Source organism: Lagierella massiliensis, assembly GCF_001407835.1.
In the GTDB taxonomy this organism is placed as follows: Bacteria; Bacillota; Clostridia; order Tissierellales; family Peptoniphilaceae; genus Mediannikoviicoccus; species Mediannikoviicoccus massiliensis.
On record NZ_CYUO01000004.1, the window covers coordinates 473,359 to 497,008 of the forward strand.

At 33.0% G+C, this 23,650-nt stretch carries 18 protein-coding genes and 1 other annotated feature; of the genes, 16 read left to right on the plus strand and 2 right to left on the minus strand.

The genetic code is table 11. The annotated features are described in order from the left end of the window. Positions 1 to 43: 43 nt before the first annotated feature. Positions 44 to 757, minus strand: a complete 714-nt coding sequence (yaaA, locus tag BN2746_RS02295; RefSeq protein ID WP_055078230.1) for a peroxide stress protein YaaA — start codon at positions 755 to 757, stop codon at positions 44 to 46. Positions 758 to 922: 165 nt separating this feature from the next. On the opposite strand from yaaA, the gene BN2746_RS02300 reads away from it, so the two are divergent. The 4 genes from BN2746_RS02300 to BN2746_RS08775 are packed head-to-tail and all read left to right on the plus strand — an operon-like array spanning position 923 to position 3,710. Then, positions 923 to 1,147, plus strand: a complete 225-nt coding sequence (locus tag BN2746_RS02300; protein ID WP_055078231.1) for a FeoA family protein — start codon at positions 923 to 925, stop codon at positions 1,145 to 1,147. A gap of 9 nt (positions 1,148 to 1,156) precedes the next feature. After that, on the plus strand, positions 1,157 to 1,393 hold the full coding sequence (locus BN2746_RS02305; RefSeq protein ID WP_055078232.1) for a FeoA family protein: 237 nt from the start codon (positions 1,157 to 1,159) through the stop codon (positions 1,391 to 1,393). A gap of 11 nt (positions 1,394 to 1,404) precedes the next feature. Further along, complete coding sequence (gene feoB / locus BN2746_RS02310; protein WP_055078233.1) at positions 1,405 to 3,549, plus strand: ferrous iron transport protein B; 2,145 nt, start codon at positions 1,405 to 1,407, stop codon at positions 3,547 to 3,549. A gap of 17 nt (positions 3,550 to 3,566) precedes the next feature. Continuing rightward, positions 3,567 to 3,710: a FeoB-associated Cys-rich membrane protein gene (locus BN2746_RS08775; RefSeq protein ID WP_077064902.1), complete on the plus strand. Its 144-nt coding sequence runs from the start codon at positions 3,567 to 3,569 to the stop codon at positions 3,708 to 3,710. 99 nt (positions 3,711 to 3,809) lie between these two features. On the opposite strand, the gene BN2746_RS02315 is transcribed toward BN2746_RS08775, so the two are convergent. Continuing rightward, positions 3,810 to 4,157: a phage holin family protein gene (locus BN2746_RS02315; protein ID WP_055078234.1), complete on the minus strand. Its 348-nt coding sequence runs from the start codon at positions 4,155 to 4,157 to the stop codon at positions 3,810 to 3,812. Between the two features lie 106 nt (positions 4,158 to 4,263). Between BN2746_RS02315 and BN2746_RS02320 the strand changes: the two genes are divergently transcribed. The 12 genes from BN2746_RS02320 (at position 4,264) to BN2746_RS02375 (ending at position 23,630) form a co-directional block, all read left to right on the plus strand. Further along, positions 4,264 to 4,950: a hypothetical protein gene (locus BN2746_RS02320; protein WP_055078235.1), complete on the plus strand. Its 687-nt coding sequence runs from the start codon at positions 4,264 to 4,266 to the stop codon at positions 4,948 to 4,950. 262 nt (positions 4,951 to 5,212) lie between these two features. After that, positions 5,213 to 6,133: a DnaJ C-terminal domain-containing protein gene (locus BN2746_RS02325; RefSeq protein ID WP_055078236.1), complete on the plus strand. Its 921-nt coding sequence runs from the start codon at positions 5,213 to 5,215 to the stop codon at positions 6,131 to 6,133. A gap of 14 nt (positions 6,134 to 6,147) precedes the next feature. After that, a complete protein-coding gene (clpB, locus tag BN2746_RS02330; protein WP_055078237.1) occupies positions 6,148 to 8,730 on the plus strand; it encodes an ATP-dependent chaperone ClpB in 2,583 nt (860 codons plus the stop codon). Between the two features lie 142 nt (positions 8,731 to 8,872). After that, positions 8,873 to 9,436, plus strand: a complete 564-nt coding sequence (locus tag BN2746_RS02335) for a hypothetical protein (RefSeq protein WP_055078238.1) — start codon at positions 8,873 to 8,875, stop codon at positions 9,434 to 9,436. A gap of 71 nt (positions 9,437 to 9,507) precedes the next feature. Further along, positions 9,508 to 10,737: a BaiN/RdsA family NAD(P)/FAD-dependent oxidoreductase gene (locus BN2746_RS02340; protein ID WP_055078239.1), complete on the plus strand. Its 1,230-nt coding sequence runs from the start codon at positions 9,508 to 9,510 to the stop codon at positions 10,735 to 10,737. Then, positions 10,730 to 12,022 (plus strand): NAD(P)H-dependent oxidoreductase, encoded by a 1,293-nt coding sequence (locus BN2746_RS02345; protein WP_055078240.1) that lies wholly within the window; start codon positions 10,730 to 10,732, stop codon positions 12,020 to 12,022. Before BN2746_RS02340 ends, BN2746_RS02345 begins: the two co-directional genes overlap by 8 nt. A gap of 9 nt (positions 12,023 to 12,031) precedes the next feature. Beyond that, a complete protein-coding gene (locus tag BN2746_RS02350) occupies positions 12,032 to 12,496 on the plus strand; it encodes a GAF domain-containing protein (RefSeq protein WP_055078241.1) in 465 nt (154 codons plus the stop codon). A 29-nt stretch (positions 12,497 to 12,525) separates the two neighbouring features. Next, positions 12,526 to 12,730 (plus strand) — a binding site (T-box leader). A gap of 67 nt (positions 12,731 to 12,797) precedes the next feature. Further along, positions 12,798 to 15,896, plus strand: coding sequence for an isoleucine--tRNA ligase (gene ileS / locus BN2746_RS02355; RefSeq protein WP_055078242.1), 3,099 nt, complete (start codon positions 12,798 to 12,800; stop codon positions 15,894 to 15,896). A 294-nt stretch (positions 15,897 to 16,190) separates the two neighbouring features. Continuing rightward, a complete protein-coding gene (locus tag BN2746_RS02360) occupies positions 16,191 to 16,610 on the plus strand; it encodes a DUF4418 family protein (RefSeq protein WP_082420176.1) in 420 nt (139 codons plus the stop codon). Continuing rightward, positions 16,610 to 17,800: an ABC transporter permease gene (locus tag BN2746_RS02365; protein ID WP_055078244.1), complete on the plus strand. Its 1,191-nt coding sequence runs from the start codon at positions 16,610 to 16,612 to the stop codon at positions 17,798 to 17,800. The genes BN2746_RS02360 and BN2746_RS02365 overlap by 1 nt, the downstream gene beginning before the upstream one ends. Beyond that, the gene (locus tag BN2746_RS02370) at positions 17,800 to 18,456 is read left to right on the plus strand and encodes an ABC transporter ATP-binding protein (RefSeq protein WP_055078245.1); all 657 of its coding nucleotides are present in this window, start codon (positions 17,800 to 17,802) and stop codon (positions 18,454 to 18,456) included. The genes BN2746_RS02365 and BN2746_RS02370 overlap by 1 nt, the downstream gene beginning before the upstream one ends. Before the next feature lie 146 nt (positions 18,457 to 18,602). Beyond that, positions 18,603 to 23,630 (plus strand): cell wall-binding repeat-containing protein, encoded by a 5,028-nt coding sequence (locus tag BN2746_RS02375; RefSeq protein ID WP_055078246.1) that lies wholly within the window; start codon positions 18,603 to 18,605, stop codon positions 23,628 to 23,630. The last annotated feature ends 20 nt before the right edge of the window (positions 23,631 to 23,650 follow it).

Consider the following 23,650-nt stretch of genomic DNA (forward strand, 5'->3'; position numbering starts at 1 on the left):
GTGCTTGTAAAAAAATTGCCTTTAAAAATCTAAATTATTACCACTATTTTACAAAGACAAATTTTCTTTCTTCAGACATTTTATTTTCATATTTAAATCCATCCATATCAAATTTTTTTATTTCTTCTAAATTGGTTATTTTATTCTTACAAATGTAATTTAGCATTTTTCCTCTTGCTTTTTTTGAAATAGTTGAATGGGATTTTAGTTTACCATTTTTTTTCTCGAAGAACTCAAAGTCATAAATTGTAAATTTTTTTCTATCTAATAGGCTTGAAAATTCATTTGAAGCAAGGTTTAAAATCACTTCCCCTTCATCAAAAGAATTATTGTATTCTTCTTTCCAAAAGTTTTTTAAAGTTTTGCCATCAATTTTTAATTTTGTATTAAAGTCAAGCCTGTAGGGTCTTACTAATTCTTCTGGACATAGTGGACCATAAAATGCAGATAGAATTTTTAAATGATCATCCATATATTTTCGTTCATCTTCTTTTAAACTTGCCACATCAAAAGAACGAAAGGCAATGCCAGTATACATCTCTATTGCCCTATAGCTTTCAATTTTGTCAAAGTTATTAATATAGTTTAAAACTTCTTCTAAGACTTTATCTGAAATTTTGTAGATTTCTTTTATCTCTATAGGTTTTAGTTTTTTTAATTCTTCAATTATGATTTTAATTTTATCATTGAACTCAACTTTTTCTTCTATTGGGTTATCAAAAGTCATCTCTTTGCTCGGAGAAAATATTATTTTCATTGTCCACCTCCGACTATATTATAGCAAAATGATATTATTATTTAGATGTAAATTGAAAAAAATTTTTAATGAAGTGTAGAAAAATAAAATTGGTTGTGGTAGAATAATGATAGTGATTAAGGTTATCAATATCATAAAAGAATTAAATTTTAAGAGGGAGTGTAAATGAACTTATTAATGGCGCCTTTGGAAACTGAGCTTGAAATAATAAAGGTAAGGGAAAAATTTACTGAACGTGAAAATAATGATCGCCATTTGAGCAATCTTGGTTTTGTTGAAGGAGCCAAGTTAATGATTGTATCGGAACATGGAGGCAATTTAATCGTAAAGGTAAAGGGTTCAAGAGTTGCCATCGGAAAAGATATAGCAAAAAAAATTATCGTAGCTTAGGAGGTACATATGACTTTAAGAGAGGCAAAGGTTGGTTCTTATTATGTGGTCAAAAAAATTGAAGGCAAGGGACCACTAAAGAGAAGAATCATGGACATGGGAATTACAAAGGGAACTAAACTTTATGTTAGAAAGGTTGCACCTTTGGGAGATCCTGTTCAAATAAACATAAGAAATTATGAGTTAAGCATCAGACGTGACGATGCAAACATGATTATTGTTGAAGAAACTGTTGAAAATGATTAAGGAGAATTAAAATGAATATAACAATAGCATTAGCCGGTAATCCCAATAGTGGGAAATCAACTCTATTTAATGCTCTAACTGGTTCTCATCAATATGTGGGTAACTGGCCAGGGGTAACTGTAGAGAAGAAAACCGGTATCTACAAAAAGGATAAGGAAGTAAGTATAACTGACCTTCCAGGAATTTATTCTTTATCACCATACACTTTGGAAGAGGTTGTATCTAGAAATTACTTAATGAATGAAAAGGTAGATGTAATCATAGACGTTGTTGATGCAACTAATATTGAGCGTAACTTATACCTTGCAACACAACTTTCTGAACTGGGTATTCCACTTGTTATAGCTTTGAACATGATGGACGTGGTTAGAAGAAATGGCGAAGTGATAGACTCAAAGGAAATCGAAAAGAAATTAAATTGCAAAGTTGTTGAGATATCAGCACTAAGAGAAGAAAACATAGATAACCTGATTTCTACTGCAAAGTCTTATGCAGGCACAAAGCATTCTGAAATTAAGACATTCGATGAAGATGTAGAAAAGTACTTAACTGAAATTGAAGACAATATTGCTTCAATCAAAGATCACCCTTCAAAGAGATGGATAGCAATAAAGTTATTTGAAGAGGATGAAAAAATAACCGAAGAAATTGCAATAACTCTTGATGAAAAAACAAAAGTTGATGAAGTTATTAAGAGAGCCTGTGAAGAGTTTGATGATGATGGTGAAGGTATTATCACCGATGCAAGATATGAATATGTATCTGGCGTTACAAAGCATACTGTAAAGAAGAAAAAGAAAGGCCTTTCAAGGACCGACAAGATAGACAAAATTGTTACTAATAGATTTTTAGCAATACCAATTTTCATAGTTATAATGACATTTATTTATTATATAGCAGTTGAACTTGTAGGTGGTCCCGTAAACGACTGGTGGGCCGATGAACTCCTTGGAGAAACAATTCCAAATGCAGTTAATGGCTTTTTAGAAAACCATGGGGCATCACCAATGGTTTCATCCCTTGTAGGTAATGGTATAATCGGTGGTGTTGGTGCAGTACTAGGTTTCTTACCTGTAATTGCAACAATATTCTTCCTTGTATCCATCTTGGAAGATGTGGGATATATGGCAAGAATTGCATTTATCCTAGACAGAGTATTTAGAAAGTTTGGACTTTCAGGAAAATCTTTCATTCCAATCCTTATAGGAACTGGATGTTCAATTCCAGGAATCATGGGAACAAGGACAATTGAAAATGACAACGACAGAAGAATGACCATAACCGTTGCTTCATTTATGCCATGTGGCGCAAAGACTGAAATCATAGCAATGTTTGGTGCGGTTTTAGGTGGAGTTTGGTGGTATGCACCTCTATGGTACTTTGCGGGAATACTTGCAGTAATAATTTCCGGAGTTATCTTAAAGAAGACAAGCAGATTCCAAGGAGACCCGGCACCATTTGTAATGGAACTTCCAGAATACCATATGCCAAGTATGAAAAATGTATTTAAAGCAACTGGACATAGATGTAAGGCCTTTATTATTAAGGCGGGAACCCTTATCTTACTATCAGCGCTTGTAATTTGGTTATTTACCAACATCTCAATTCATGGAGAGTTTATAAGCTTTGAAGATAATGGAACAGAATCAATCCTTGCATTTATAGGAAGAAAACTTTCATTTATGTTTGCACCTCTTGGATTTGGAGACTGGATGGCGACAGTTGCAACCTTCTTCGGCCTTGCTGCTAAGGAAGTTGTTGTAAGTACCTATGGAGTAGTTTCTGGAATAGGCGCTGAAGCCGGTGGAGATGCTATGAGAAGAGTAATCCTTGAAAACTTCAACACCGTTTCAATGTTCTCATTCATCCTATTTAACCAACTTACCCTACCATGTTTTGGGGCGCTTGGAGCAATAAAAGAAGAGATGGGTTCATCAAAATGGTTTAGATTTGCAATATTTTATCAACTATTTTTCTCCTACTCAATAGCCTTTATAATTTATCAAATTGGATCATATGTATTTTTAAATACAGGATTTAATGTTCAAACGGCGATTGCCTTTGTAATATTAGCTGTATATCTATTCCTAATATTTAGACCAAATAAATATAAGAATGGAGAAGGCGTTATGAATTACTCAGTAAATGAGTATTAAAAGAAAGAAGTGTTAAGATGACAGATTATATTATCATAGCAATAGTAATAGTATTGGTGATACTGGCAGTTAAAAGAGTTATCAAAAATAAAGGCACATGCGACTGTGGATGTGAGTGTAGCAAAAACTGTCCAGGTTGCCATGTGAATCGTGAAAAATAAAATGTATTATAAGAGCGTCTACTTAAGAGTGGACGCTTCTTTATTAAAAAATATTGACTGTATAAAATAAAAAGCTATCGGAAAACCAATAGCTAAAACTTATTTATGAAGTTTTTCTCCTGGTATGATAGCATCAACAGCACCAAATATAATACCACCGATTAGTGCGCCGAGTATGGATACTGTAAATCCAGAAATGAGCTTACCAGTAATAAAAAGAATAAGAGCAGTTACTAAAAATCCAGAACAGCCCTTCGCACTTCTTGAAAGTCCAAAGGCAGAGTCTAAAATTTGTTGAACAATCGCAATTACAATGGCAATAAGTGCAAGGGTTTTAAATCCGCCACTATATTTCATGCCAGGGACAAAAAATGTTGTAATTGCAACCACTGCCATAGATACTACAAGGCGTAACAATAAATCAATAATTAAATTTCTCTCTTTCATATCTTTCTCCTTTAAAATATTTATAATTATATATACCCAGATAACAATTAACAAAAACAATTAAAAAGGCAATTTAAATGATATAATATTAAAAAAAGGAGGCAATATGAAAATAAATTTCAAAAGAGTACTATCACTTGGCTTAATAATTGGAATCATTCTTTTAATTTTACAAATAGTTTTTAAAATTGATTCATCAAAACTTATGTCATATTACTGGAAAATTGGAGTAGCTATAATTTTACTTATAGCAATAACAAATACAATATACTTTGTAGCGTTTTCCGTAATACTAAAGAAGAAACTACAACTCTTTTATGAGGGTAAATATGAACAATATAACAGGGAGATGGAAAAAATTCTTCAAAGAGCAAAGGGAGAAAACCTAAAAAACATTATAAGGATTAACCTTTCAGCAGGATATATAGGAAATAATGAATATGAAAGTGCAAAAGAAGTTTTAGACAAGGTAGAACTTTCAAGACTTAGAGACGAAAGACTAAGACTTGTATACTCTATAAACAGATGTGTGTGCGACTTCAAACTTGAGAATTATGAAAAATTTGAAGAAGACTACAGGGCAAATCAAGAATTATTTAAAAAATATGAAACAGAACAAGGCTATGCCGAGTCCATAGCTCAACTTGAAATAACAAAATGTATAGTAGAAAAAGATTTCTCAAATGCAAGGGAACTACTTTATAAAACAAGAGATAAATACAAAGACTCAAAGATTAAGGAAGATTATAGTGAACTGGAAAAAATAATAAATGAAAGTGAAAAGCATGAGTAGAAGTGAGGGAAGAAAAGTCAGAGAAATAAAAGATTTTTCTTTCCTTTTTTAATTCTATGACTATAACAAATACAAACAGTCTTGAAAAACAAGAAAATCTATTTTGAGAAAAATTTTTGAAAAATTGTAGTGTAATTTGCTTTTTATGATTGTAAAATGAATCTATTTAAATTGAAATATTTTTTTATAATTGTATTGATAATTGCTTTTGATTATGATATACTAATGATAGTCAAAGAAAGTCAAAGTCCAAGGAGGCATTATGGAATATAAAGATTATTATAAAATATTGGGAGTGGACAAGTCTGCTTCTGATAGTGAAATAAAACAAGCATATAGAAAACTTGCAAAGAAGTATCATCCTGACTTGAATCAAGGTGATGAAAAGGCATCTGAAAAGCTAAAGGAAATTAATGAAGCTTATGAGGTGCTTGGGGATAAGGAAAAGAGAAAAAAATATGATACTTTTGGCTCTGGTTATAACTTTACCGGTGGACAAAACTTCGATCCATCTGCCTATGGATTTGATTTTTCAAATTTTGGTAATGGATCATATACCTACACAACAGGTGGCACAGAAGGTTTCTCTGACTTTTTCAATATGATTTTTGGAGGTTTTGGAGGCGGCTCTAAAAGTTCGGGAAAGAGCAAGAGAGATATATTTTCTGGATTCACAGGTCGCTCAAGAAAACAAAGGGAAAGATATGACACGGAAATTTCCATAAGCTTAAAGGAAGCCTATGAAGGAGTTGAAAAGACTCTTGCTTTGAATGTTAATGGTGAAAATAAATCCTTAAATGTAAAAGTTCCTAAAGGTATTCTTCCGGGCAAGAAAATTAGAACCAAGGGCGAAAAGATTGGACTTGATGGGGACATATACATCAAGGTAAATGTCATAGATTCTGAAAATTTAATTGACGGTCTTGACATAACTAAAAAAATAAATGTGTATCCATGGGATGCATATTTTGGCCACAAAGTTGTTGTAGATACTTTGGAAAAGAAAATCAAAGTAAACGTGCCTAAGGGAATTAAGTCAGGACAAAGGATAAAGTTGTCTGGTAAAGGCTTTAGGGATATGAAGGGAAATAAAGGGGATTTATATTTGGAAGTTCAAATTGTAAATCCTGAAAAGTTAAATGAAGAACAAGAAGAATTATATAGAAAATTAAGAGAAATGTAGTAAGGGGGAGTAATATGGATTTAAACAAACTTACTAAAAAATCTATGGAAGCAGTGCAAGATGCTCAAAATATTGCACTAAAGAATAAAAATCCAGAGATTTCTGATTTACATCTTCACTATGCACTGGCTGCAGATGTTGAAGGTATAGTTAATAAGACTTTGGAGAAGATGGGAGTTGACATGGAAAGCTACCTTAAGGACCTAAGCTTCGAGCTTGATAAACTTCCTAAGGTTGACAGTCCGTCAAATATTTATCCTTCACAATTGTTCCAAAGAATTATTTTAATTGCGGAAGATGAAGCAAAGAGAATGAAGGACAGTTTTATTTCTGTTGAACACATCTATCTTGCATTAATAAAAGAAAAGAATATGACTTTTCCTGAAATTTTGAAAAAGTATAACATAACTGCCAAGGGTTTTGAAAAAGCTCTTGCTGAAATTAGAAAGGGTAACAGAGTTGAAACCGATGACCCAGAAAGCTCTATGAATGCTTTGGAAAAATATGGAAGAGACTTAACTGAAGAAGTGAGAAAGGGAAAGATTGACCCTGTTATTGGTAGAGACGAAGAGATTAGAAACTGTGTTCGAATTCTTTCAAGAAGAACCAAGAACAATCCAGTTTTAATTGGTGAACCTGGTGTTGGTAAGACAGCTATCGTTGAAGGACTGGCACAAAGAATTGTGAAGAATGACGTTCCTGAAACACTTAGGGATAAGACCATCTTTGCACTGGATTTGGCGTCTTTAGTTGCTGGAGCTAAATATAGAGGTCAATTTGAAGAAAGACTTAAATCCGTTTTAAAGGAGATTGAAGAGTCTGAAGGCGAAATAATTCTATTCATTGACGAACTTCACACATTAGTTGGTGCAGGAGCGTCTGAAGGGGCAATGGATGCATCAAATATGTTAAAGCCAATGCTTGCAAGGGGAGAAATCCATACAATTGGTGCAACAACCCTTGACGAATATAGAAAGTATATTGAAAAGGACGGTGCTTTAGAAAGAAGATTCCAAAAGGTACTTGTAACTGAGCCAAGCGTTGAAGATACAATTTCAATCTTGAGGGGAATTAAAGAGAAATACGAAATACATCATGGTATTAGAATTTCTGACAATGCAGTTATTGCATGTGCCACACTTTCCAATAGATATATAACTGATAGATTCTTACCGGATAAGGCAATTGACTTAATGGATGAGGCCTCTGCCATGGTTAGAACTGAAATCGACTCAATGCCATCATCCCTTGATGAAAAGAAGAGAAAAGTATTGCAACTTGAAATTGAAAGGGCTGCATTAAAGAGAGAAGACGATTCATTGAGCAAGAAGAGACTTGAAGACTTGGAAAAAGAACTTCAAGATTTAAAGAATGAATATGACTTAGAATATGAGGACTGGAGAAATAAAAAATCTGAAATAGATGAAGTAAAAGAACTTAAGGCTGAAATTGACAGAGTTCGTATTCAAATGGAAGAAGCAGAAAGAAACTACGATTTCGAAAAGCTTTCAAAACTAAGATACTCCACATTGGCAGAACTTGAAACAAAACTTGCACAAGCAACTGAAAATGTAAAAAATAGCGACTCTTCACTAAAAGAAGAAGTAACTGAAGAAGAAATTGCAGAAGTTGTATCAAATTGGACTCATATTCCAGTAAATAAATTGGTAGAGTCCGAAAGAGATAGAATTCTCAATATGGATGAAGTTCTTCACAAGAGAGTTATTGGACAAGATGAAGCTGTTGAAGCTGTAACAGAAGCCATAATCCGTTCAAGATCTGGTATAGGTTCATTTGAAAAGCCAATTGGTTCATTTATATTCCTTGGACCTACAGGAGTTGGTAAGACCGAACTTGCAAAGGCACTTACTGAAGCCATGTTCGATGACGAAAAGAATTTGATTAGAATAGATATGTCTGAGTATATGGAAAAACATTCTGTATCAAGACTTGTAGGTTCACCTCCAGGATACGTTGGTTATGAAGAAGGCGGGCAATTAACAGAAGCTGTAAGAAGAAAACCATATTCAGTGGTGCTATTCGATGAAATTGAAAAGGCACATCCAGATGTATTTAACATCCTACTTCAAGTTTTAGATGACGGAAGATTAACAGATAATCAAGGTAGAACCGTAGACTTTAAAAACACAATTATAATTATGACTTCAAATATTGGTTCAGAAAATCTTCTTGATGGTATCAACCAAGAAGGAGAAATATCTGAATCAGCAAGGAAAGAAGTAATGGATAAGATGAAGTTTACATTTAGACCAGAGTTTTTAAATAGAGTGGACAATATTGTATTGTTTAAACCGTTAACAGAAAATGAAATCTATGATATTTTAGACAAAGATGTTAAAGAAATTGAAGAAAGACTTTCAGAAAGACAAATCACTGTTGAACTTGACAAGGTTGCAAAGGAACTTATCATGGCAAGGGCATATGATGTTCATTATGGTGCAAGACCAATTAAGAGATTCTTACAAAAGTATGTGGAAACAGAACTTGGAAGAAAACTTCTTAAAGGAGAAGTTTCCGATGAAGATAGAGTTGTAATAACAGTTAAAGATGGAGAACTTTTTATAGAAAAGAAATAGATATAGAGACTGCTCTCAGTGAGGGCAGTTTTTTATTATTTTCACTTTATTTTTCCAAACTAAACTTCTCATCAATAGCTATTCACATCTCACTTCTCATTTTCCACTTCAACGTGATATAATATACTAAAGAGGTGATATTATGAAAAAACATAGTATTTTAATTATACTGATTGCCATGTTACTTTTTGTGTCATGTCAAAATAAAAATCATGACTTAAAGGAAATGACGATTAAGCCTTATGAATTTAGTGAAATTGATGGTGGAATTTTTAAATCATTAAATCCTGATTCTGCGGTGGTAAGTTATAAGATAGATGACAAAATCGGAAATATTAAAATAGAGTTTTGGTCTGTGAAAGACTCAAAGTTAACAAAGGAAGATGTGCTTGAAATGGGTGAACTTATGAGTAAGGAAGGAATCATTGCAGTAAGTATGCGTAAGTCAAACCTTGATGTTTCTGTAACAGACATGAAGGGAGGATATACAAGCACATATAAAATGGAAAATCCTTATACAGAGCTTGAAGGTGGTTTTATAACTGAAGGCGCAGAGGAAGATGAAATAAAACCATCTAAGCCCATTGCGATTTTTAAACAATATGAAAGTAATTCCGCAATAGCTTTTCAAGAATTTAATGAAGAAAGTATTGTTGAGAAAGTAAAAAACGGAAATTTTGTAGTTGTTACATTTGAAAACAAATAAAGGCAGCCATGGGGCTGTCTTTTGCTTTATAAAGAACTTCTTTTAGTTTATACTTTAATGTAGGAGGAGTTATGGCTAAAATTGGAATTATTGGAGGGGGAGCCTCCGGAGTTTTTGCATCAATTCAACTTGCTCGACTTGGACATGAGGTTCATATATTTGAACGAAATGACAAGCTTTTAAAAAAGATTTATGCAACGGGCAATGGTAGATGCAACTTCACAAATTCAAACATAAGCATAGAAAACTATCATGGACAAAATGAAAAATTTCCCATGTCAATTATAAATAATTTTACTTATGATGACTGCATAATGTTTTTTAATGGTCTTGGGGTAAAGGAACTTGAACTGGAAGATGGGAAGGTTTATCCAATGAGTCTTCAGGCTAAAACCATCGCTCAGTGTCTAATACAAGAAGCAGAAAATCAAAATGTAGTTGTGCATTTAAACTCTTATATAAAGAAAATAGATTTTAAGAGAAATGTAAGAATTTTAAAGTATGATAACAGTGGATATACTTTTGATTATTTAATCGTTGCAGCTGGGGGCAGGGCTATGGCAAAGTCTGGCTCCGATGGAAATGGATACAGACTTTTAGAAGACCTGGGACATAGCATAACAGAAACTTATCCAGGTATTGTACAGCTTAACACCAAGAAAAAACTTTACAAGACTATTCAGGGAACAAAAGTGCCTGGTGATGTTTACCTTGTTAAGGATGGGAAGAAGATTTTAAAACAGTCTTCAGATATACTCTTTACAGACTATGGAATTTCTGGTCCTGGAATTTTACAGATATCAGGTAGAGCAATTGCTGAAATTAAAAAGGGCGAAAGGGTATTTGTATCTCTTGATTTGTTGTCACATATGGAGAAAGAAGATCTTTTTAACTTCTTAGTTTCATCCATAAGCCAAAATGGATACAAGAGTCCAAAAGATTTATTAAGCTCTATCCTTCATGATAATATTTCTGATTTAATCATCAAAGATTTAGAAATTTATAAAAATCATGTAAGTGAGCTAACAAATGAGGAAATAAAATCTATTTGCGAAAAATGTAAAGATTTACGTTTGGAGGTTACAAGTTATAAGTCGGAGAAGGACGGACAGATAACTTGTGGTGGTGTTGACACAAGAGAAATTGATCCAAAGACGCTAAAATCAAAAATATATGATAAACTTTACTTAATAGGTGAAATACTTGATGTGGATGGTGACTGTGGAGGCTACAATCTACACTGGGCTTGGGCATCTGCATTTGCATGTGCCCAGGGAATAGACGAGGTGGAAAATGTTTAAAATGACAAGAAAGCTACAGGAGCTTACCAATAGAGGAGAAGAATTAAAGATTGCTCTTGTAGGAAGTGGAAAGATGGGTACGGGACTGGTTAATCAAATCAGTAGAATAAAGGGAATGAAGACTTCAATTATAGTTGAAGAAAAACCTGATAAAGCAAAGCACGCCTACCTTTCTTCCGGAGTAAAAGAAGAAGACATTATATTTACAAATAAAAAATCACAGGCAGAACTTGCAATGAAGAAGGGTCAGTTTGTAATTACTGAAAATTATGAACTCTCCTATGGGCTGGACAAGATTCAAGGAGTAGTTGATGCAACTGGCAATCCTCCCTTTGGTGCAAAGCTTGCTTTAGAGTCTATTGATAATTATAAAAATATAATTATGCTCAACGTGGAATGTGATGCAGTGGTTGGGCCGATTATTAATGAAAGGGCAAAGAAGAATAAAGTTGTGTACACTGGCTCTGCTGGCGACGAGCCAGGAGCTATAATGGAACTTGCAAACTTTGCAGTTGGAGCGGGCTTTAAGCTACTTGCAGTTGGAAAGGGAAAGAACAATCCCCTTAACTACTATGCAACGGAAGATGACCTTAGGGAAGAGGCTTTGAAAAAAGGACTTTATCCAAAGATGTTAACCGCTTTTGTAGATGGAACAAATACGATGATTGAACTTACTTCAGTTGCAAACGCCCTTGGATTTACTCCAGACATCCCTGGATGCCATGGACTTACAACTGACATAAAGACAATGGCAAGTCAGTTTACACTAAAGGAACAAGGTGGTATTTTAAATAGCTACCGCATTGTGGACTTTTGCTTCGGAATTGCGCCAGGAGTGTTTGCAGTGGTAACCCATGATGCAGATGAAGTGCATGACCTAATGGGATACTTGTCAATGGGGGACGGGCCAAACTATGTGCTCTATAGGCCATACCACTTAACAAGCCTTGAAACACCAATAACAATTTACAATGCAATTGTAGAAAAAGATCCTACGATAGTTCCTGAAAAAGGTCAAGTGTCAGATACTATTACACTTGCAAAGAGAGACTTGAAGAAGGGACAAACCCTTGAAGGAATTGGTGGAAAAGACGTATATGGACAGATTATAAGCCACATTGACCAGAGAAAGAAAAATCTTCTGCCTATTGGATTAATAACAAAGAAGACAAAGTTAAAGGTAGATGTTAAAAAGGATGAGCCGATAACCTACGACATGGTGGAACTTGAAGAAGACCAAGTGATTATAAAGCTTAGAAAAAAACAGGACGAACTGGGACTATAGGAGATGGAAATGGGAAAATATGATGAAATTTTAGAAACTTTTTTAGATAACTTGCAAAAGCGAAAAACTATAGATGAAAAATTAAAGTGGGTTTCAGAAATACTTTTTAGCAGTATTGAAAATGTTATTTGGGCAGGCTTTTATTTAATGAACAGAGAAGGTGACTTAATACTTGCACCATATGTGGGAGAGCCAGCCTGCATAAAGATACCTGTTGGGGAGGGAGTTTGTGGAACATGTGCACTACTTATGGAAACAAAAAAAGTTTATGACGTGTCAAAGTTTCCAGGCCATATTGTATGTGACGAGTCTGCAAATTCAGAGCTTGTTGTTCCCCTTATAAAGAACGATGTGTGTTATGGTGTTATTGATATTGACTCAGATATTATAAATAATTTTACTGTTGAGGACCAAGACTTTGTAGAGCAAATCAGAACACTTCTTGTAAATTCTATAGACTTTACAGAAAAATAACTTGACAATTACAAATACTAATTATAAAATATAATGCATTAATGACTGAAGAGTACGTTCTTTCATAAAGGCTATAGAGAGATTCGGTTTGGTGGAACGAATTGCTGGAGTGTAAGATAGATCAACTTGGAGTTGGATATTCGATATGTAGAGTGTCCCGTTAAACGCGTTAAGTTTATGAGTGGTGAAGACAATTCACAATTTGGGTGGTACCGCGGAAAATTCGTCCCTAGTTTAGACTAGGGATTTTTTTATACCCAAAATGAACCTAAATTGTAATATAGAATGAAAGGAATAAAGAATGGCAAAATTTAGAGATCTTTCCAATAAGCCTGTAAGAGAAAGAGAAATTGAAACAGCAGAGTATTGGAAAGAAATTGACTTATTACATGAAACTGTAAATCAAAGACCAAAGGATAAGAACTATGTATTTTTTGACGGTCCTCCTACTGCAAATGGTAAACCAGGAATACATCATGTTATATCCAGAACTCTAAAGGATATGAACTGTAGATATAAGACCATGAGAGGCTACAGGGTTAAGAAAAAAGCAGGTTGGGATACACATGGACTTCCTGTAGAGATTGAAGTTGAAAAGAAGTTAAACCTACAAAGTAAAAAAGAAATAGAAGAGTATGGAGTTGAAGCCTTCAACAAAGAATGTAAAAACTCTGTTTTCACTTATGAAAAGGCATGGAGAGAGATGTCTCATAGAATGGCATTTATGGCGGACATGGACAACCCATACATTACATTGGATAATAACTATATCGAAACTGTATGGTGGTTACTTGACAATATGTTCAAAAAAGGACTTGTATATGAAGGTGCAAAAATACTTCCATATTGTCCAAGATGTGGAACTGGTCTTGCATCCCACGAGGTTGCTCAAGGATATAAAAATATTAAAACTGATACAATAATCGTGGCATTCAAAAGAGTTGATCATGATGAATACTTTTTAGCATGGACAACTACACCATGGACACTTCCATCAAATGTTTCACTTACAGTGGGACCAGATGTAGATTATATATTAGCTGAGTCTAATGGAAATAAGTTCTATGTTGCAAAGGCACTTGCAGATAAAGTACTTGGAGAGGACTATGAAGTTATAAAGGAACTTAAGGGCAAGGACATGGAATATATGGAGTATGAACAACTTCTTCCATTTATAAAACCTGACAAGAAAGCTTTCTTTGTAACAGTGGCAGATTATGTATCCACAACTGATGGTACCGGTATTGTACACACAGCTCCGTCTTTTGGAGAAGATGACTATCAAACAGGAAGAAGATATGACCTTCCACTTATAAACCCTGTTAACGAAGAAGGTAAGTTTGATGAAACTCCTTGGAAGGGTATGTTCGTTATGGATGCAGACCCTGAGGTTATAAAATATCTTAAAGAACAGGGCAAAGTGTTTAAAAAGCAAAAGGTTGAACACAACTATCCACATTGCTGGAGATGTAGCACACCACTTATATATTATTCAAAGCCGTCATGGTACATTGAAGTTACAAAACTTAAAGATAAATTTATAGATGAAAATAATAAAGTAAATTGGTTCCCGGAATTTGTTGGAGAAAAGAGATTTGGAAACTGGCTTGAAAATCTAAATGACTGGGCAATTTCAAGATCACGTTACTGGGGAACACCATTCCCTGTATGGAAGTGTCCAAATGGGCACACCACATCTGTAGGTTCAAGAAAGGAACTTAAGGAAAGAGCAATCGAAGACATCTCAGAAGATATAGAACTACACAGACCATATGTTGATGATGTTCACTTGAGATGTGAAGAGTGTGGAGAGATAATGACGAGAGAAAAGGATGTTATCGACGTTTGGTTTGACTCTGGTGCAATGCCTTTTGCACAACATCACTATCCATTTGAAAACAAAGAAAAATTCTTTGAAGAACTCTTCCCTGCAGACTTTATAAATGAAGGTATTGACCAAACCAGAGGATGGTTTTACTCACTACTTGCAATTTCAGTATTAACTACAGGAAAGGCACCTTATAAAAATGTGCTTGTAAATGATCTTATCTTAGATAAAGACGGCAAGAAGATGTCTAAGTCAAGAGGAAATACATTAAATCCAATAGAATTATTTGATGAATATGGTGCAGACGTTGTAAGATTTTATTCACTATACGTATCTCCACCTTGGGTACCAACAAGATTTGACGTGGACGGACTTAGAGAAGTTGAAAGTAAGTTCTTTAGATCTTTTAAAAATACCTACAACTTTTTCAAGCTATATGCAAACACAGATGACATCGACCCAAGAGAGTTCTATATAGAACCAAAGGATAGACCAGAGATAGATAGATGGATACTTTCAAGATATAATAATTTAATTAAAGAATACAAAGAAGATATGGATATCTTTGAAGTTACAAAGGTTGTAAGAAATATATCTGACTTCGTTATAGAAGACCTTTCAAACTGGTATATCAGAAGAAATAGAAGAAGATTCTGGAAGACAGAAGTGGATGACGACAAAAAGGCGGTATATAATACCACATATGAAATCTTACTTGGACTTACAAAACTTATAGCTCCAATAACACCCTTTATGGCTGAAGAGATGTATAGAAATCTTACAGATAAAGTTTCAGTACACCTTGACTTCTTACCAGAAGAAGACGAGTCACTTATTGATATGAAGCTTGAAAAGAAGATGGATATCGTAAGAGAGCTTGTAACCCTGGGAAGAGCTTCAAGAGAAGAAGTGAATATAAAAGTAAGACAACCATTAAAAGAAATTGTAGTTGATGCAAAATATAAAGAGATTATTGAAGATTTAGTTCCACTTATAAAAGAAGAACTTAATATAAAAGAAGTGGAATTTAGAAAAGATCTTTCCGAGTTTATGAACTACGAACTTAAGCCAGACTTCAAAGTGGCAGGAAGAATTCTTGGAGGAAAGATTAAAGACTTCCAAAAATTCCTACAAGAAGTAGACGCTAAGGAATTTGTATCAAAACTAAACGAAACTGTCCAAAAGATTAAGCTTAAAGATGAAGATACAGAAATTAAGAGAGAATACGTTGAAGTTAGAGTTTCAGCAAAAGAAGGCTTTGACGTAACAATGGCAAATAATCTATTCGTAATCTTAGACACTACAATCACACCTGAACTTAAATCAGAAGGATACGCAAGAGAATTTATCTCAAAAGTTCAACAGATGAGAAAGTCAAATGATTATGACATTTTAGACAACATCGTCATAGAGTATACACCAACAGAAGAAGTTGAAGATGCAATTAAAAAATTTGAAGATTTTATCAAAGATGAAACTTTGGCAGTTGAAATAAAAATAAATAAATCTCTTGAAGGAGAAATTGTTGATTTAAATGGTGAAGAGATAAAGATAAAATTGGAAAAGAAATAAAAAATATCCCTTACTGTGAATGCAGTAGGGGATTTTTTTGCGATTAACGCTAATGAATGGTTAATCTTGAAATAGTAATTGTGTGTTGATATAATACAATAGGAAATAAATTATTTAAATCTCAAATATATGGGAGGTGGAAATTGCTGGTAAGATAATTATACATATCTAATCGTTAAAAATAAAAAGGTATTTTTTTAAAGTATAGGGAATTATGGATTAACTCAAGAGTTAGTTTTCGATTAATAATTAGTATTCTTTCAAAAGTAGAAAATAATATAGACATAAAGAGGAATGATAAAAATGAAAAATAATGCTAAAAAAATTTGTAATATTTTAGCAATAGTAGCATCAATAGTTCTTATTATTGGGCTTAAAACTTTTGCTACACCATGTGAAGGGATGATTGAAACTGCAAAGGGAATGGAAGTTCCTATGAAGTGCCATTGGACTGATGTGGCACTATTATACTTAGCGGTTGCAACTATTGTAGTTGGAATTGCAAATATAATTAAGAACTCAAAGTCTATACTTGAACTAATTGGTATTGGTGTTTTATCAATTGCAATAACTATGAACAACGTTGGAATTGGAGTGTGTAAAATGGAAGGCATGGCATGTCACACAATGAAGACATTTGCTATTGTGATTGGTGTAGTATTTATTGTACTTGGAATTTTACAGATGTTTATTAAAAATGAGGTAGAATTATAGTGTTTAAACTGGCATTAAAAAATGTCTTCAGAAGAAAAAATCAAGTTCTTATTGCAATTTTTGTAACTCTTATTTCAACTTTGGTATTTATTGTTGTCTACAACATATATAAAGAAATAGATGATGGAATAAAGTTCAATGAGGATAGAATGGGAGCGGATGTTGTTATCTATCCTGCAGAAGCTGAAAGCAATCCACAGGACTTTTTATTCAGCGGAGTTGCTGAAATGAAATATTTTGAAGAAGACAAACTAATGGAAAGAATTCCTAAGGACAAAATAGAAAAAGTAACAAATCAATTTTTTGTAAAGACTCTACAAGGAGGAGTTTGTTGTGGTACAGACAAAACCTATAGAATTGTAGGAGTAGATGGAGAGTCGGACTTTTTAATTAAGCCATGGCTTGAAAATGAAAATATTGAAAAAATAGAAGATGGAATGATGGTTTTAGGACAAAATATAGGTGGGGAATTTGGCAGAAAGGCATTTCTTTTAAACAATGTCTTTGATGTAAAGGGAAGGCTTTATAGGACTGGAAGCGGATTTGACGAGTCAATCTTTATGGATCTTGATACTGTAAGAGATTTAGGTAAAAAAACTTTCTCAACGGATTACTTTGATGAAAAAGATCCTCAAAAGCTTATAACTACATCCTTTATTAAGCTCAAAGACGGCGTTGATGTAAATGAGTTTATAGACAATTTAAATGTTGAAGGTTTTGGAGCAAAGGTTATTCACGTTTCACAAGTTAGAGACATGGTAAAAGAACAGGCAAATTCATTCCTATTATTGTTTTTAATTTTTGCACTCTTAGTATTTTTAATAACTGCAATAGCAATATCAACTCTATACAACATGATTGCAAAGGAGAGAAAAACAGAAATAGGATATCTTCGTTCAATCGGACTAAGTAAGAAAAAAGTTTTACAGGAAAGCTTCTTAGAAGTTTTAATCCAATCGGGAACAGCAGGACTAATAGGAGCAGTTCTTGGAGGACTATCAACTGTGTTTATAACGGAACGAATAAGAAAACTTATGGCATTACCACTTGGTATAGATGTAAATCAAATAATTATTTCCATGGTACTTAGTTTAGTCTTTGCCATAGTAATTTCACTACTTGCAACAATAAGACCTATACTGAAAAACTCATCCATAGAGCCAAGTCAAGCTATTACAGGGGGGATATAATGTTGGAATTACAAAATATAACAAAGACATTTACAACTGGAGAAGCAGTAACCCCAATAAGAAATATAGACCTAAAAATTGAAAAAGGTAAAATCACAACCATTTCGGGAGAGTCAGGAACTGGAAAATCTACACTATTAATGATAATTGGAGGACTTCTAAAACCAACAGAAGGAAAAGTTTTATTACAGGGCAAAGACCTTTGGAGTTTAAACGACCAAGAGATTTCAAAACTTCGTTCAAAGACCTATGGCTATTTATTTCAGTCTTCGGTAATGATAAAGGCTCTTACAATTGCAGAAAATATAGAATTTGCTGCAAAAGTAGCAGGCAAAGACATTTCAAAAAAAGAAATAGAAGAACTTTTAGATAACATTGGAATAAAAGATAAGAAGAATAGCCTTCCCCATACCCTTAGTGGAGGTCAAAGAAGAAGGGCAATGCTTGTAATAAATCATGCAAGAAATCCAGAAATAATTATTGCAGATGAGCCAACAAATGACTTAGATAAGTATTGGAAAGAAAAAACTTTGGACTTTTTTAAAGAGTGGAGAGATATGGGTAAGACAATTATACTTGCAAGCCATGACCCTGAAGTGGAAGCTCTTGGAGAAATAAAATATAAGATTATTGATAGTGAATTGAAATTAAAATAAGAGACAGGAGATGAAATATTCTCTTTTTTTTAATTATAAATTTTAAAAGATGGTAAAGACTGATTTAATTTAACGTATTAATATGATACAATTATATAAGCGCGACTATTATTTAGTTAAGCTATAACTAAACTTAGGAGGTTTTAATGAGAAAGGTAAGAAACTATTTTATTGCTCTATTGTGCTTTGCATTGTTAATCTTTTCACCTGAAAAAAACTTTGCAAAAGAAATCAATAGAATTGCTGGACCTGACAGATACAAAACTGCAGTAGAGATAAGTAAAAGGTATGTTAAAACAACTGATAGAGTTATAGTTCTATCTGGAGAAAATTATCCTGATGCTATATCTGCGTCTGCAATGTCTTGTGAAAATGAATACCCTATCCTATTAACAAGAAAAAATATGGTGTCAAAGGAAGTTATCGAAGAGATTAAGAGAGTAAAAGCAAAAGAAATTATCTTGGTAGGTGGAGAAAGTACAATTTCAAATTCTGTTGAAAAAGAACTTTCAAAGGTAGCAAAAGTAAACAGAATTGCAGGTATAGACAGATACCAAACTTCAGTAAAGGTATTTGAATATAAGAAAAAATTAAACCCTAATTCTACAAAAGTAGTTTTTGCAAGTGGAAAGAACTTTGCTGATGCACTTGTAGCTGCGCCTTATATCTACAGTGAAGGCTCAATAATACTTTATGATGCTGGATGTGGAATAGATTTAAACAAATATAGTCCTGAACTTATATTTGGTGGTGAAAGTAGTTTACCAGGATTTAAAAATGTAAAAAGAATTTATGGCAAAGATAGATATGAAACTTCATTAAAAGTTGCAAAGGAGTTTAACTCTAATAAAATAGTTTTTGCAAGTGGGGAAGATTTTCCCGATGCTCTTGCAGGTGGACTTGTTGCTAAAAAGAATAATGCTCCAATTGTACTTGTAAGAAGAGATAAAATAGAAGGTAATCTTACAGATTATTTGAAAGAAAAAGATATAGAAAAAGTTATTATTCTTGGTGGAAAGAGTTCTATATCAAAAGGTGTAGAAAACAAAGTAGAAGAATTCTTAAAAGTTGGTAATAAAGATGAAGATAAAAAACCAACTGAGTCTACTAAACCAACAGAACCAACTAAACCAACGGAACCAAGCAAACCGACAGAACCAGCACCAGTATTGGATAAGACAAATTTAGAAAAAGAGATAGAAAAGGCTAAAGAAGTTTTAAAACTTGATATGGCTGATTCTGACAAAGATAAACTTCAAAAGGAAATATCTAACGCAAGTGATGTTTTAAAAAATGCAAAGTCACAAGATGAGATAGATATGGCTGTGGAAAAACTAAAAGAAGCAGTTAAAAATGCAAGAAAAAAAGTTTTTGTTGAGATTGAAGATCCGCTTTTTAGGAAAGTTTTAAATAAAAATATCTCAAGAGATAGAGAAGACTCTGCAGCTATAACCAAGGAGGAAATGGAAAGTTTAAAAGAAATTTCCATATTCTTAGATGCGGATGGTAATCCTACTTTTGGAGAAAGCTTTACTTATTCTATCTTAGGAGAACCGAAGAGTTTATCTGGTACAAAGGACTTTAAGTTTGCAGTTACAAGAGGTATGAAGAGCATAAAGGGGATTGAACATTGTGTTAACCTTGAAAAATTAAAGTTAAACGAAAATGAAATTTCCGATATTACTCCTCTAAAAGATTTAAAGAATTTAAAGTACTTAGAAATTCAAAGAAATAGAATAACAGATGTAAGGCCATTAGAAAATTTAAAGAATTTAGAGTTTTTAAAACTTTACAACAATCTAATCGAAGATGTATCTCCCCTTGCAGGGCTAACCAATTTAACAGGACTTGATTTACATTACAACGTAACTGTGGATGGAGATGAAAACAATAAAATAATTTCTAAGGGAATTACAGATATATCTTCACTAAAAAATCTTACAAAGTTAGAATTTCTTGATGTATCTGCAAATAGAATTGATGATGTATCAATAGTTAAGGATTTTACAAAATTAAATGATGTTGATTTTACTGGTAATAGAGTATATGACTATACAGAATTAGCAGATTTAATTTCTAAACTTCTACCAATGCAAGATATAGGAATGGCAAGCATAGGTTTTTGGGGTCAAAAAGTAGGTGTTCCTGAAAAGTTAACTTTTACTTCAAATCCTTTATCTTTTGATAATCCATATAAGGGTTTTGATAAACTTGAAAAGAAATTGGAAGAAGTTTTTGAAGCTGATGAACTTAATATAATGGAAAATATTGAAGCAGATGTTCCTGGTGTAACTGCCCAATACGATAAAGCAACAAATAAAATTAATCTTGAAATAGATAATGATGTGCTTTATGCAAATAGGGGAAAAGAATTAAAAGTAAATTTAAAAATTACTTTTGCAGTTGCATATATTTGGAACATTGGCGAAATAACTGTAGAAATCCCAGATGATATTAAGTTTATGGACAAAGAAACTGAAGATTTTTATAAGGAACTCTTTAATGAGTATAGTAATTTTTATAAAAAGTACACAAATTTAACAGATGAGGCAAATAAAAAATTTTCAAAGGACAAGAAACCTATAGGTGATAGAGAAATAACTCCGGAAGATTTAAATATGTTAAAGACATTTAAAGTGAAGGGCAGAAATGTAACTGATACACTTGTGAGCCCATTAAAATATGCGAAGAACTTAGAACAGTTCCATGTAACTTTAAATGACGCTTCGTTGAAGAGGGAAGTAACAGATTTTTCTTTTCTAAAAGAAATGCCTAAACTCAAAGAGTTTTGGTATATCAATAATGATTACAAAAACCTTCAAAAGGAGACACTAAGCGCAATAGATTTTTCCACAAATAAAGAGATAGAACATATAAATATACAAAATACGACTCTATCAAATTTATTTGGGCTTAGGGGAACTAATCCTAAATTTTTGAGCTTACAAAATAATAATATAAGTAATATTTCTCAAATTTCAAAGATGACAAATCTTACAAGACTTGACTTAGATAGCAATAAAATAACTTCAATTAAAGGACTTGAAAATTTAAAGAACTTAATTACACTTTATCTTCGCGACAATCCTATTGAAGATATTTCAAGCTTGAAAGGACTTGAAAATTTAGAAGCATTACATTTGAGAAATACAAAAGTAAAAGATATCACAGCTCTAAAAGAACTGAAAAAGCTTCACAGACTTTATGTTGATGAAAATGAATTGAACGAGGATTACTTTGAAACTATTAAATCCTTTAAGACATTAAACACCATATTTATAGATAAAATTAATATGGATGATTTTTCGTGGCTAAAGGAAAATAGTGTAAGACCAGAGGACGACCCACTGGCAACTGAAGGTGAAGACCAGGCGAGAATGGCTACATTTAAAGAGCTAAATGTAGAACTGAAAGCTGATAAAAAAGATATAAAAAATGGAAAATTGACTATTTCAAATCCTATAACCGATTTTAAAAACAATCCAGTTGAACAGACTGATATGGATGAAGTGGGAAATCCAATTGAAACAAATTCCAATTTACAGTTTGTTGGAGATAAAATAGAAATTACTGTTTCAGATGAGGCAATAGAAAAGGGTAATATAAGTGAATCTTACTCAATTTATTTTGAACATCCAGAACTTTTATTTGGAGAGTACGGTGGACAAGCTCCAAGTATTTTCGGTAAAGTGGTATTAAATGTGGGACTTACTGAAAGTGAAAAACCTGCTAAAGAGTTTGAAGAAGACGGAGTAACTCCTGTTAAATATGACCTAAGAGAAAAAGGGTTTGTAACTCCAGTAAAAAATCAATATAAAGATGGTTCATGTCGCTCATTTTCTTCCCTTGCAGCCCTGGAATCATTCTATAAAATGAAAACTGGAAAGGACATTGACCTTTCAGAAAATAACTTTGAAACAAGACAGGGATTAGTATTTAATAATAAATCAAAATATGACCAACCAAGAAGTGGAAGGGATAGAAATTCTGACTTTGGTTATTTGATGTCAGGTAATGGACCGATTCTTGAAAAGGAAGATCCTTACAAACCATTTTCACAACCAGATATGGATATACCTAATTCTATAAGTGAAGATGCTTATAGGGCAGGACTAAGTAATAACGGACCTATCGAAACAAACCCTGCACTAAGTGTAATGGGATTTGAATTTTTAAAGGATATAAGTAAAGCTGAAATAAATAGTCCTGAAGATGAAAATTTAAGACAAATCAAACAAGCGATAGTTAAATATGGTGCAGTTTCTTCAAATGTATACATGTCACATGATGGTCAAAAGAGATTTCCATATCAAAATGAGAACTGTTTCAACAAAGACACTTCAGCATATTTTGTGAAGAAAGAGAAGAATATAATTTCAAACCATGCAATAGCTATAGTTGGATGGGATAACAACTTTTCAAAAGATAACTTTGTTAGCACAAATAGACCTACTATTGATGGAGCTTGGATTGTGAAGGACGCACAAGGAACAGAATTTGGTGATGGTGGATATTTTTATGTATCCTATCAAACTGAAGGAATTGGCGGAGACCCATATGTGTTCACAAGAGTTGAAGATCCAGATACTTATGCGGGAATTTACCAACATGATGAAATGCCATTTACAGACTTTATGAGATCTGACTTTTATTCAGATATAGGTGGAAAAACTATTTTATTAAATGCTTTTAAACCTAATGCAGGTGAAGAATTAAAAGAAATAGGATTTTATACTACAAAGAGAAATGCAGAGTTCGAAATATATTTAATAGAGGATTTTGATAAGTTTGAAGAGGATGCCTCAGATTGCTTTGATGAAGAAGAATATATGGAACTTATAGAAAAGTATAAAATTTATGATAACAAGATGGATACAAAAAGTGAACATGCATATGCAGGTTATCATACTATTAAGTTAAAGGATTTGAATAAAGAATTAGAATTTGCAGATAACAAAACATTTGCACTTGGAATTTGGGTTAGAAATAGTGACAAGGAAGATCCTAATCATGAATGGGATATGGTTGTTGAAAGCAAATCCACACCTACAGGGAAATATGCAGAAGTAAATAAAAATGAGACATTTGCATTTGCCTTTGGTGAATTTTGTGATTTAGGTAACCTTGGGAAAATAAACGCATGTATCAAAGGATATTTCACAAATCAACATTAAAATTAATATGTAGACACATT

Coding starts and splice junctions, on each gene's coding strand:
- yaaA (WP_055078230.1), bottom strand. CDS start 757: ATGAAAATAATATTTTCTCCGAGCAAAGAGATGACTTTTGATAACCCA.
- BN2746_RS02300 (WP_055078231.1), top strand. CDS start 923: ATGAACTTATTAATGGCGCCTTTGGAAACTGAGCTTGAAATAATAAAG.
- BN2746_RS02305 (WP_055078232.1), top strand. CDS start 1,157: ATGACTTTAAGAGAGGCAAAGGTTGGTTCTTATTATGTGGTCAAAAAA.
- feoB (WP_055078233.1), top strand. CDS start 1,405: ATGAATATAACAATAGCATTAGCCGGTAATCCCAATAGTGGGAAATCA.
- BN2746_RS08775 (WP_077064902.1), top strand. CDS start 3,567: ATGACAGATTATATTATCATAGCAATAGTAATAGTATTGGTGATACTG.
- BN2746_RS02315 (WP_055078234.1), bottom strand. CDS start 4,157: ATGAAAGAGAGAAATTTAATTATTGATTTATTGTTACGCCTTGTAGTA.
- BN2746_RS02320 (WP_055078235.1), top strand. CDS start 4,264: ATGAAAATAAATTTCAAAAGAGTACTATCACTTGGCTTAATAATTGGA.
- BN2746_RS02325 (WP_055078236.1), top strand. CDS start 5,213: ATGGAATATAAAGATTATTATAAAATATTGGGAGTGGACAAGTCTGCT.
- clpB (WP_055078237.1), top strand. CDS start 6,148: ATGGATTTAAACAAACTTACTAAAAAATCTATGGAAGCAGTGCAAGAT.
- BN2746_RS02335 (WP_055078238.1), top strand. CDS start 8,873: ATGAAAAAACATAGTATTTTAATTATACTGATTGCCATGTTACTTTTT.
- BN2746_RS02340 (WP_055078239.1), top strand. CDS start 9,508: ATGGCTAAAATTGGAATTATTGGAGGGGGAGCCTCCGGAGTTTTTGCA.
- BN2746_RS02345 (WP_055078240.1), top strand. CDS start 10,730: ATGTTTAAAATGACAAGAAAGCTACAGGAGCTTACCAATAGAGGAGAA.
- BN2746_RS02350 (WP_055078241.1), top strand. CDS start 12,032: ATGGGAAAATATGATGAAATTTTAGAAACTTTTTTAGATAACTTGCAA.
- ileS (WP_055078242.1), top strand. CDS start 12,798: ATGGCAAAATTTAGAGATCTTTCCAATAAGCCTGTAAGAGAAAGAGAA.
- BN2746_RS02360 (WP_082420176.1), top strand. CDS start 16,191: ATGATAAAAATGAAAAATAATGCTAAAAAAATTTGTAATATTTTAGCA.
- BN2746_RS02370 (WP_055078245.1), top strand. CDS start 17,800: ATGTTGGAATTACAAAATATAACAAAGACATTTACAACTGGAGAAGCA.
- BN2746_RS02375 (WP_055078246.1), top strand. CDS start 18,603: ATGAGAAAGGTAAGAAACTATTTTATTGCTCTATTGTGCTTTGCATTG.